3 protein-coding genes and 1 riboswitch are annotated in these 12,971 nt (G+C 45.1%); of the genes, 1 reads left to right on the top strand and 2 read right to left on the bottom strand.

Translation table 11 applies throughout. The annotated features are described in order from the left end of the window. The first annotated feature begins 78 nt into the window (after positions 1–78). Positions 79–188, top strand: a riboswitch (TPP riboswitch). After that, a complete protein-coding gene (gene thiM / locus D0T18_RS05960) occupies positions 178–1,755 on the top strand; it encodes a hydroxyethylthiazole kinase (RefSeq protein WP_033888471.1) in 1,578 nt (525 codons plus the stop codon). It overlaps the preceding riboswitch by 11 nt. 94 nt (positions 1,756–1,849) lie before the next feature. Here the strand turns inward: thiM and thiD are convergent, their stop codons facing one another. Continuing rightward, the gene (thiD, locus tag D0T18_RS05955) at positions 1,850–2,803 is read right to left on the bottom strand and encodes a bifunctional hydroxymethylpyrimidine kinase/phosphomethylpyrimidine kinase (RefSeq protein WP_103013816.1); all 954 of its coding nucleotides are present in this window, start codon (positions 2,801–2,803) and stop codon (positions 1,850–1,852) included. 486 nt (positions 2,804–3,289) lie between these two features. Continuing rightward, a complete protein-coding gene (locus D0T18_RS05950) occupies positions 3,290–12,904 on the bottom strand; it encodes a hypothetical protein (RefSeq protein ID WP_116440674.1) in 9,615 nt (3,204 codons plus the stop codon). Between the last annotated feature and the right edge of the window lie 67 nt (positions 12,905–12,971).

The raw sequence follows: 12,971 nt of genomic DNA, 5'->3' as shown, positions 1-12,971 counted from the left end.
ACTGCACCAGTGTCCCAAAACAAGCAAAATCAGACACTCACGCAGAAGAAAGTAAGTCACGAACAAAAGATATAGTCGAAGGATGGTTCGGAGTGCGCATTTGCCGCAAAATCGCGGGCGGCGCTGAGATTACATCCGTAAAACCTGATCTAGATAGTGCTAGCGAAGGGAAACATTATGACAACATGCAACACTGAAAAAACAACTAACTGCAACGAAGCAAACGAATACTGCACAAGCTCAACAACGCAAGTCGACACATGCTTCTCTGTACGCGCACGCCGCCGCATGTTTCTTAACGACGTGCGTCAATGCATCGAACGCGTGCGCACACAGCAGCCACTCACCCATTGCATCACGAACGTAATCGTGCAAGACATTACAGCCAACGCACTACTCGCTGCAGGAGCGTCGCCGATCATGGTAACCGACCCAGAAGAAGCGCATGCACTTGCGCAAATTGCCACAGGCGTGCTCATAAACGTTGGCACATTCCATCAGCCAGAAACTTCCGAATACATGCGCGCAGCTGTTGAAGGATGCGAAAAAGCCGATACTCCGTGGGTGCTTGACCCGGTTGGAATCGGCGTTCCAGCACTTGCTCCACGCGCGCGCTTTATACACGAAATTATTAAGCACCACCCTACCGTAATTCGCGCAAACGCTTCCGAAATAATGGCACTTGCAGGCAAAGAAAGCAACGGCAAAGGTGTGGATTCTCACGATAACGTGAACGATGCTCTTCAAGCCGCGCGCGAATTAGCAAAAAAGTACGGCTCAGTAGTGGCAATTTCTGGCGAAAAAGACGCGATTTACGCTCACGGTTGCTTAGCTCGCGTAACCGGCGGACATAAAACTATGACTAAAGTAGTTGGAACCGGTTGCGCTTTGGGAGCGTTGGTTGCAGCATACGTTGGCGCAAACCCAGAACGTCCGCTCGCAGCAACTGTTGCAGCACACGTGCACGCAGCAGCGGCTGGAACTTGGGCAGCTCGTCAAACCACAGCTCCCGGCACTTTCCGCACACTGTGGATGGATGCGCTTTCAACTCTTAGCGTAAACGACATGTTTAGTTTGACAAATATTGAGTTTACGGTGGAGCCTGTTGATTGGACACTGTATTTGGTAACGGATCCGCGCATGGGAAATCGCCCGGAAGAAGAAGTTGCAGTAGAGTCAGTTGAAGGCGGAGTTACAGTTGTGCAATTGCGCGATAAGTATTCCGACGACGCTGAAATTTCAGCAAAGGCGAAGAAGTTGCGTCATGCGCTTATTGATTCTGAGCACGGCGATGTGCCTGTATTCATAGACGATCATGTTGATTGCGCAGCTCAGCTTGGTTTCAACTTGCACGTTGGGCAAAAGGATACGCCGTTTGTTGAGGCGCGAAAAGCGATGCCGGCAGAGTGGATGGTTGGGCTTTCTTGCGCTCGACCGGATTTGATGGAGAAAGCTTACCGCGAGTGCAAAGAAAATGACGTTCCGCTGCCGGATGTGATTGGCATTGGTGCAGCTTTTGAAACGCATACGAAAGCGCACGACGTGCCGCCGCTGGGAGTTGACGGAGTGAACGAAGTGGCGAAAGTTGCGCACTCTATGGGCGTAAAAACGTTGGCAATTGGCGGAATTCACGAGAACACAGTGTTCCCTATTCGAGGTCTTGAGCTTGACGGAGTTTGCACAGTGTCGGCGCTTATGTGCGCTGAGGATGCTGGGAAAGTTGCGCGCGAGCTTAAAAGCGTGATTACTGAGTAAATCGGACGCTCCGAGTTGCTTTCGCGCGCACTGTGCTGCGCTCAAGCATGTCGTCGCGCCAACGCGAGACAACGCTCGCACTATAAGCGCGCGCTCACGCAGTTTGCCGCAAGATTCGTACGGAGTGGTTTACAGGTCCATGACCGCGCTCGCCGCCGCGCCCAACATGTAATTCACTTCCAGCCGCAATCGCCTCTCGAAGCCACGCCGTTGACCATTCAAGTGCGCAAAGTACAGTATCGTGATCGCTCAAATTCTTTTCCTCGCGCAAAGCAAGCCCAATTTTCGTAGCAAGCGCAGAAGAAAGCGAGCAACCAGTTCCGTGAGTTGTGCTTGTTTCAACTCGTTCGCTTGGTACGTGCCGCGCGTCACCATCCGGGAAAACCGCAGTATTTCCAACGTCTTCGCTAGTTAAGTGCCCACCTTTTACGATTACAACAACACTGTTTTTTGCAGCCAACTTGCGCGCCTGGTTGCAAGCTTCCTCAAAGTTTTCCGCAACGCGCGATTCGCACAAAGCCGCCAATTCCGGCACGTTTGGCGTCACTACATCAACGCAGCTTATAAAGTTTCGCATCGCATTTTCAGCACTCGCCTCAAGCAAGCGCTTCCCGGAAGTTGATATCATCACCGGGTCTAGAACACTTACAGGAACCGGGTTATCACACATCCAGTCTCGCATTGCTTCAATATATTCTGTGCATCCAAGCATGCCGATTTTTAGTGCGTCAACTGTAACGTCGTCGTACACGCATGAAAGTTGAGTGCGGAAAAAGCTTACTGGCGGCGTGAATACTTCGCGCACTTCGCACGTGTTTTGCGCAACCAAATTAGTTGGTATGCACATGCCATAACCGCCTGCCGCCATAATTGACTTGAGATCTGCCTGTATTCCGGCTCCACCTGTTGGGTCTGTGCCAGCTATGCTTAGCACGCGCGGAATGATTGGGTCTGATTGCTGCATAGGCGATTGCGAAAGCTGTATAGGCGATTGCGCGGACGATTGCGCATGCTGCAAGTCATGCTGTTTGCTTGATACTAGCGTCATACTTTTATTATATTGCGTCGCAGGCGAATATAGTTTCATGAGAAAGTATAGTTTATATTACATTTTGTTTAACGTGGCGCGAGTTTCGGGGGATCTCTCTCCTCGCACGTCCCGTCCTTCGTGCGCTCTGGCTGCTAAAAGAGTTTAGTGTGTTCGCCTATCTTTAAAGAATGTAGCTTCTCAGTCCTCTTTTAGTGCTCGTAGAGAAATCCCCCAAACTCTGCGTGCTTAATGTTTAATAACCGTGCCTTATCGCAGAGATTTTTCGATTTTTCTTCTTCACTCGGTGAATCAGCAGCCTGCGGCTCTGACGTTCACCTCGTTCAGTGCGAAAAATCTCAAATCTCTACCACACTAATATCCACGCGACTGAATAACGCGCAATTAAGATGTATATAACCTATTGCGTCGCAGGCAAATATGTTTCGCGGGTGAGTTTGGACTTACGCAAACGCTATAAGTCCAAACTCATACGCATTTTACGCGTCAGCGTCGAAGCCACTTGAACTTGAACTTTGACTTGAGTTTGAAGAACGGCTTGCCGCTTCGAAGCACTTCTGCAGAAGCGTCGCAATGCTTGCTGTCAGTGAGTGCGCCGAATCCGTGACCACTAAGAACCGACCCAAGCCATCCGCGCCTACCGAACGCGCCGGATGCCAAGAACAACGCCAACAGCACGCCAAATATGAAGCTGAACCATATTGCAGCTTGACCGCCGCTGTGAGGCAGAGCAACCGGACGAACCAAGTAACCAAAGCTGAAGTATCCGACTAAGTGGCCTCTGTTACCGTTATCACCAAAGCCGTCGCTTTCATTGCTGGACTTATCTTTTGCACGTCCGTACAAAGCGTACTCAACTCCGTCACCGTCAGTCTTTAACTTCTTGAACGCCGCAGTATCCACGGAGCCATCTTTGCCCATTATTGACTTACAGCTGTCAAAATCAGTTGCGCCGCCAGCCTTCTTGACTTTGCATGCAACCAGGCTAAAGTTGCTGAGATCACCGAAACTGTCGTAATCGTCGTGGACATCCGCAAACAGAGTCTTTCCACTCTCCTTGCTTTGAGACTTCGAAACTTTTCCGTCCTTGTATTCTACAGGATTACCCTTAACCGTGAGCTTAGCGTAGTCCTTCTCCTCCATCGTTACAACGTAAGGATTATTAGCATCCGCGTGACCACTGAGAAGCGATCCTGCAGTTGCAGCAAAAGTTGGCTTAACGTTATCAACAGGCACCAGGTACACAGGCATTACGAATTCGTAGTTGGCATCGTTATTCCAGCCGCCTTCTTTGCCTCGCGTTTTATGAGTATCTCCAACCCAGCTATCGCCATATGTCATAATAACCGACAAACCATTATCTGGATTCTTAAGAACCTTATGACCAATTAAGTCAGATCCAATACTGCCAGACCTACCCCATGCGCCAATATTAGCGAAGTCGGTAAGCGAAAGACCAGTATTACTACTTTCAGACGTTACGCCAGAGCTATTAGGAATAGAATATCCACCGCCGGTACCACCCTTTGAAATCATATCTATGACGTTTACATACCAAGTTTCTTCAGTAGTACCACCATTGTCGTTATCAGCGCCGTTAGCAGCAGAAGCAGCACCAGACCTATGGTCTTCAGACGGATTATACGTATAGAAGTGCGTATTCCAATCAAAGCTGAAGCCGTTTCGACCTTTCTCACCATCAACCTTATCGCTACCTCTTACTTCTGGCAGCAAGGATGGCTGACAATCAGCAAACGCCCATTGACTTCCATCAACATAGTTTCCACACTCGTTTGCTGGGTGCAAAGTACTGTTACGCTTAAGCTTCAACGCATATTGCAAATCATTAAGCGTAAAGTTGCGCTTAGTTGAAGCATTATACAGATACAGAAGAGACTTCTTATCTTTCGAAAGAACGAATCCTGGATCATACGAACGCCCAGCTACGCGCAGAGCCTTACTATTATCTTTAGTTTCTTCGAAGCTGGTAGGCGCATCAGCTAAGTAGTCTGCAGCACCCTTACTATCGCCACCATGCTCACTATCTACGTTTTCAGGCGCGCGCAATCGCACAAATCGCGTAATCTTATTTTCTCGCGGATTTGGCACAAGCACGCGACTTCTCCAGCCTCGAGTCATAACAGCTACGTCTTGTATATTCCCTACTTGGCGGCCACTATAGGTAGGCGGATTCAAAGGCTTATGCTCATCGTCCATAGCACTATAGTCATACTTCCTAAAAGTCACCATAGTTTTACCAGGCTCAAGCCTTGGATCCTCATTCGTAACGATTTCGCTATCGTTTTGAAGCCAAATTCCCTTCTTTGGTTCGCCCGCAAAGTTGTTTTCACTGTGCAAATCCATTCGTATTGCGCGCTCCTCGTGACCGCTTAGCAGCATTGGGTGTATTTGCACTATTTGACGCTTCATAGTAACACCGAAGTACACACAGTCGGACGGCTTCTTCAAACCAGACCAGTTGTCTGCGCTCCAGTAATCCGGACGGCATACTTCGCTAGGCTTTTCTTTTGCGTAAGCCATTGGCAGCACGTCAAGAGTATCTTCTGAACTAGCGTCGTCTTTGTAAGAGTTTTTACCTTTTGCAGTGCGACCTTTTGCAGCACGCGTATTTCCGCTGTTTCTGCTATTTCCGCCGCTTCGATTACTTCCACCGCTTCTTGCAGTCTTATTTCCGTCTCTATTAAGCGAATCATCGGAAAGATCTTCAGGGCTTCTAACACCAGGCATATACGTCCATGGACCAACTTCAAGACGACTGCGTGCTCGAACCACGCTTCCTGGAGCTAAGAAACCACTAGGGAATGTTATAACAGCATTACCATCATTATCGTGATTAAGCGTTACTTCATTCGGCTTGAAAGTACCAGCGCATACACTCCACGATCCATTCCAGCATACGGAAATTGTTTTACCAATGCTGGTTTCCAAGTTAGTCTCATTTGAGTTTGCAGCAGAGCCAAAAAGACCATTACTAGTAACAGGTTTCTCAAGCTCTGAAGCAGGGTGATAGTAAACTACCATTCTTTTAGCTCCATAGCCTGATTTAACGACAACTTTATAATCGCGGTTTTGTGAAGAACCATCTTTGCTGAGCCAGTCATCATACTTTGCAAATTCATTGCTTTTACCATCGTACGCAACAACAGATGGTTTCACCATGTCTGTCCACGTAGCCTTAAAGCATCCAACAACAGTTTTTGCACTTTGCTTTCCAGCACTATCCGTAGTTTCAGCATACATTGTAAATACAGTTTGCTTATTTACACTTGGATTTTCTAAATCTGTGCTTCTGTATTTTTCAACAAACCTTCTAAGCAAATGTTTATTTGTAACGCCGTTACTAACAAACTTCACCATCGGACTAGAAGTTTTACCACTAGAATCCTGAATATTATTCGCTTGAATATACACATTCAGATTATTAACCAGCACTTTACTGTTTATACTATTCGGGCACAAAGTGACGTATTGCTTATTAAATATACCGCCATGTTTCCACTCTCTTGTGCATTTGCCAGATTCGTAAGCATTGAAATCATCGTCTAGTTTTAGTGCTGCAGGTAAATTAATCGTTGCATTATCAGCCTCATACCAAGCTTTATTACCTGCATAAATTTTCTTATCAAGAGTAATAACATCATCATCAACTGTATTGCAGTTATTCACATCGCCGTTAATCATGCATTTTCCGTGAATATCCCATGGCTTACCGTCCCACTCCTGATAACTCTTCGCACTAATCGTCGGCTTCTCATTATCAACCGGCATAAACCACACGTTTATCACGTTCGTTGTGTTATCTGGCGTCTTACTAGGCTCACGAAGCAGAAGATCGTTCGTAACCTGACCATTATTCACATAAAGTTGCGCATGCATGAATGGCCTGTTATTTGCGTATCCCTCAGGCTTCGAAGTACCTTCACCGTACGCGTCATAGTCGTTCATAGTGTCAACATCAATATTCTTAGTTATAATGTCGCCAATATTTTCGCCGTCTGCTTGACCGTTCAGATCTTCACCGCCAGGCATAAGGAAGTCCTTGTGAATAGCATATTCACTAACATACTTATCTTCGCCAGCATGCTGACTACCCTTATTTTCAATAAGCTTATCTGTAATATGTACTTCACTTCCGTTTTTCATATTTACAGAAGCATTGTAAGAGAATGAAGAAGAATCCATAATAAATTCTTTAGGCGTGTACTTCACTAAATTAAGCTTATTTCGCCACTGACACTTACCTTCTTGCGCAACACCGTTATGAGCAGCAATAGACGCAGCGCATGTATTGTCACGCACAGCGTAACCTAATCCACCAGCAACAGCCATAGGGTACGAACCATTCCATGCGTCAAATTGCTTATTATCCGCCGCACTCATAGGAGTTAGCGAAGGCTGCGGCTTACTTTCCTCTTGCGTATTTATGTTCGGCGTACCTTTTACAAGCTTTAGCACATCCTGAAGGTTTAACGCCTTACCATTGCCGCCCTTACGGTATGAGTTTATGTTCCACTTGTACACAAAGTATTGCGTGCCAAACTTCTGATTTCCATGCAAGCCGTTTTGCAGCCCGTCAAATCCAGGATCGTTTCGCCCGTCAACACTTTTCTTGTTGTTGTCTACTAATCCCCACGTATAGTCCTTGCGCATATCAACGAAGCGCGTCACCTTATGCTCAATCGGGTTAAGCGTAGTCTCGTCATCAGCTTCCAACTTTTGGAAAGAAAGAGTCTTTATAGCGTACAGCATTTCGTTAAGTTTATGTTTCTCATCTAGCTTGCCAATACCAGTAACGCCATCTAAGCACAGCTTCCACTGCTGATCCGTCTTCGACTCGCATGAATATTGAGGCTTATCGTCACCATAAGCATACTTTGCTTGAGTAGTTTTCGGCTTAAAGCCACTGTCGTACTGGTCGTAAGTATCGTACTTCTTTTGCCCTTTAACGCCAATTTCTTCCTTGCGGTAACCGAAAATTCGCTCGTTACGCTTATCGTGTCTCATCCAAGAAAGCATTGCCACGATTTCGTTATTATTAAGCTCAAACGGGTTCACTTGCACTAAGCCGTTTGGCCACGCAATATCGAGCGGAAGCGGGTCAGATTCTTCGTAATCCTGAAGATTGCCTGGCTCCATAAGCTTCCAAAGTTTATCTTGACGCCAATCTGGATTATTTTCCGGCACAGAGTAAGTGTCTACGTAAATTCTGGAACCAATTTCTGCAAAGTATTCCGGAATCGTAATATTTCCAGTTACAGGATCAAAAGTAATTTCGCATTTATCGCCGCCGTTAGCAGTGCAACCCTTGATATGATCTCCAAGCTTTGCTGTAAGAATGCGCTTACTAAATTCTTTACGCCAATCATCGTTACTTTTCGCAGTTTTTTTAGCAGAACGATCTTCTCCTTCAGCATCTCGATCCTGACCCTTAGATTCTTCTGACTTAGCATCTTCAGAATCCTTGACGTTCTTAGAGTCCTTGCTATCGTTACTGCCTTTATTATCTTTGCTTGCGCTACCGTTTTCTGCAGTATTAGCAGCATCACTCTGTTTTTTACCATTACTTACTTCAGATTTTTGTACTTCAGATTTCTGAGTATTCGCATTCTTAGAAGAATCACCTTCGTTTAGCACAGCAAATCTTACTTTACTGCGCTTTCCAGGAGCATTGCGCTTTTTAGAATTCTTCTTAGAACTATTCTTAGCTGTCTTATTCTTAGAATTCTTCTTAGTATCCTTCTTGGTTGCTTTTGAAATCTTCAAGGAAGCAGGCTTGTTGCTAGTTTGAGGCTTATTAGCTTGCTCATCCTGCTGATTTTGGGTAGAGTTCTCCCTTGGTTTGGCATTATCAGTTTTTTCGCTATCAGCTTTAGCTTTATTGTCAACTTTCGCCTTACCGTCAGCCGCCTTACCGTCAGCCGACTTGCCGTCAGCTGCCTTGTCATCAACTGCATCTCTGTCCTCTAAAGCAGCTCTATCCTCAGCAGCTCTAGACCCATCCGGGCTTGCAGCATCATTATTGTGATTAAAAGTATTAACCTGATGCCAAAGATCAGTCTTCTTATTACCGTCTCGCTGAATAACAATGCCGTAGCAACTGCCATCATTTGGACACAGCTTATCGTAGTTATGATCCTTCCTAGGCTTTTCCTTACCGCGCGCCCAAATCCTAACCATAATCGAGCGCACGCGCTTATCTTCATCCCAAGGATTCACTCGCCCAACATAATGTCCATTCGGCTTCTTATCCCACCAAACGTTTGGCAAACCATAGCCAGGAGATACAATAATCAGCTTAATTTTCTTTATTACGGAATTACCTGCAGCATCCCAACCATGGAATATCAAATCATGCACACCGTGATTTCTATTCTGATCGCCCACTAATACTGTAGGAGAACCATCATCTTTAGAATTTTTGCTGTTAGTAACCCAGCCAACTTGATCCGTCTTACTATCAGATTCACCATTTTTATGAATGAATTGATCGTAGCTTATTGTAGTAAAATCGCCGCAACCGCGAGTATCGCAATCATTCTTTTTGTCACGCGGAGTGGTAATCATATCGAAATCATTGCGCACAACAACTTTTTTACTATCAAAGAATCTCTTATTTTTATCGTTAGTAAAGTAGTCGGTAGCTTCCTGCGGCTTTACGCCAAGCAAAATCCTCTTATCGTCATGACCTTTAACCCAGAACTTAATTTTGCTATTAACAGGAATCTTCAAACCATCAGCTGGAGCATCAACAGGATTTCCATTATTCACGCTCACTTTTACATCCAACGTTGGCTTCTCGTAATCAACATACGGGAATACAACAGGTATAACAGTAGTCGAGTTATCCCAGAACGTAATCTTTACGTACTTTACAAACACGTAATTTGGCAAAACTTTAGGATTCTTGCCATCTTGCAGCTGAGCACTATACTTGTTGCGCATCCAAGTTCTGTAAATACGCTTGATTTTAGCCAAGACTTTGTCTTGCAAGTCTTTCTTTACAGGATCTCCAGGCTTCAACTCCTTACCGTCATCGCCCGTCTTAGGAGCATCTTTTACAAACCAAACATTACGCTTAGTAGCATTTTGCGCTTTAGGCCAGCATTCAGGCATGCTGTCTTCACGATCCTCACCCATAGCTGCACGATCGTTGTTTGCAGCGGAATTATCGTCACTATCTATGGATCTAAATGAAATAGAAGACCTAGACTGACCGTTAATTTTATCCTTGTATTCGTCAAGAATCTTAGAATGACCGCAAGGATTTACAACGCTAACAATAGGCACTTTAGCAGCAACGCTTAAATCAGCATCCTGAAGAGTGTTCGAGCGAGACTCATCACCCCACTTATTCGTCCACTCAGCTTTATAAACAGCAAGATTCTTAAGCGGAGTATTAGAATCTCCATCCGGATTATTAGTCAAATAGTTAGCATCAAGCGGATAATCGTTTGTCTTAGAGCCCTTCTTCTGCTTTATGGAACCATACCTATGCCTTGAACCATACTCATCTTTATTAACAGGCGGGAACAAGTTAGGATCGAAAGCCATTACCTGCCTATACAAATCAGAACGTTTGCCAACAAAATTCACAAACCCAGCATTATTATCACGATTATCAATAATAAGAGGATTAGGAAGCGGCTGATCGTAAGAATAATACTTAGGAGTCTTGTTATTTTCGTCATATTCCTCAGTTTGCAAAGGCTTAAACACGTCTGCTTGCGTAATAACCCTATACCACAAATCCTGAGTTTCACTCATATGATACGTTCTATCGTTATATCTAAGCTCAAGCTTATGCCTACCAGGCTCTGAATCCTTCGTATTATGGTCGTTCATACCAGGATTACGGAACCACTGATTACCTCGAGCATAGCCGTTATTCGGGGAATAATAATCAGGCAATAAGCGTATATCTTGGTTCTCGTTCATAAGATATGAAGTTCCCAAAGGCTGATTTACTATTCCAAGCAACACACTAGAGAATGAAATATGCCTGTGCTCAAGATAATTACCACTGTCACTGTTATACGGTCCTAAACCAGTACCCTTAAGGAAGTGGTATCTAGGAGCCTGAATATCCATAATTCGCGGCGCACCATACCACTGCTGATGCATTACAGTGTACATGTAGAAGTTAGCGTCACGACCAAAATTAGTCATGGAATATTTACTGGCTTTAGTAACACCAAACGGGTCAGTAGCACCATAAAAACCTTTGCTCTGTCTCTTACCATAGTAAGATCCTGCAGCGTAGAAGAATGAAAAGTTTTCGCAACCCGTGCCATCACCCACGTTATTAGAAGAGCAATATGAGTTGTTTTTAGTCGTAGAAGTTGTAGTAGTGAAGTGAATCTTATACGTATAAGCAATCTCGCCAGACTTAATATTGTTCACAAAACTAAATACGCGCTGCGTGTCATCTTTTATAGATCTATAAAGATTTTGCACGAGAGCAACATAAGCAGGACTATAGCCTCTGTTATAGCTTCCTTCAACTTTAGGAACAACTTTAAGATCGCCTTCATCCAAAGCACCATAGCTACTGGATCTAATGCAGTCCAAACCTTGACCATCACGGCACCAACCAATAGCGTCAGAACTACCCAAATCCTCAGTTGTTACAGCATCCGGAAGGATCCTAGAATAATTGCCATTCTTACTGTCGTCAGTGCCGCGCATCTTATTCCAAGCTGCGACTAAGTCATCTCCAGAATCAAAATCGTTACCGTCAGTTTTAATGCTGCATAAACCGTTAGGATTATCCCACGAGAATGAGCAGGTTTCGCGAGGAGGATTATTATTGCCTTGATTCTTCTTATACAAAGCAGTAGCTTCCCTGCCACTGTAAAGAACACGCTGAATATACTGCCTTCCGCCTTCGCTACCCTTGTCTAGAATCTGACCTTTTGGAATCGTAAAGTAATCAAGAGCAGCACCAGCGCCTTGAGTGCGTCCGCCAGCGTTAAAAATAATATCCCACACGAAGCCGCCACCGGAAAGCTTAGGGGTGCGCTTTACAAACACGAAATCTGCAGTGTCATCTATAGGCAAGTTAATTCTGTCGACGCCGGAACCCTTATAGTTAAAGGCCATGTTGCGTAAACGACCCATAATAAAAGTGCCCTTAGGATACGGAGTGAAGTAAGTTGCGCCGTAATGATCCGTGCCAGAAGGATCTTCAGGTACAGAACCGTTTTCGTAGTGGCCGCGAGGTCTCGTTGCTGCACTAGCAAATTGGTCGCTAGATTCCAAGTTGTATCCAAGGCTATTAACATCCAAATCGTGACCGTTCGTAGCGCGCAAACCAGCACCATCGCCGTCAGTAGTAATGCATGCGCCTAAAGCGTAATCCTTGTTACATCCAGGGCGATACACTTCGTAAGATTCACGAGCTGAGTAATTCTTAGCGTCGCGGTTTTGCGCTTTTGCTCTTTCTTCTTCTGCAGCGCGCTCAAAAAGTGACTTTGGTTGAGATCCGAACGGAGAACCAAATGGAGAATCAAATTGAGAAGCAAACGGAGAAGCAAACGGCACGCCTGCGCCAGAGCCTGCAGAAGGATTAAAAGATCGAGAGAGTAGATTCCCTGAATCTACAGATCCTTGTGAATTGTCGAAACTCTGTAACGCAGAAGACTGAGATGATGCAGATAAGTCTGGATTAGAGTCTGGATTATTAGAATTAGAGTTAGAATCAGACTTTGGATCAGACTTTGTGGAATTATTTGCGGAATTATTAGCACTATCCAAAGCAACTGCGGTTTCAGCAGTAATGCAAATAGGTAGCAACATTGCTACCGAAAGAGAACAAACAAGAACAGTTTTAAGAGCAGTGGCAAAAGAGCTACTGAACGCACGATATGCAAAAACAGACTCGCGTTTAGATGAGCGTTTATTCACGCAATTAGCTATACGATCATCCAAACGATTAGACACACGACTAGCTAAACGCTCAGCCGCGCTCTTAGCCACACGGTACATATTCTGAGTCGTACGTTTAGCTACACGAGTTGCGCATTGAGTCAATTGACCTATACGAACAAGAACGTTTAGCATAATCGTCCAAATACTCTTCATTGTTTCCACCTGTTTTGCATTGTTTTAAACTGCTTTGCGTCGCCCCCACGGCACCACAAGTTTGTTA

The sequence above is a fragment of the Gardnerella swidsinskii genome (assembly GCF_003397705.1).
Classification (GTDB): domain Bacteria; phylum Actinomycetota; class Actinomycetes; order Actinomycetales; family Bifidobacteriaceae; genus Bifidobacterium; species Bifidobacterium swidsinskii.
Note: the sequence above shows the minus strand (reverse complement) of the source record. Positions and strands in the feature narration are given on the sequence as shown.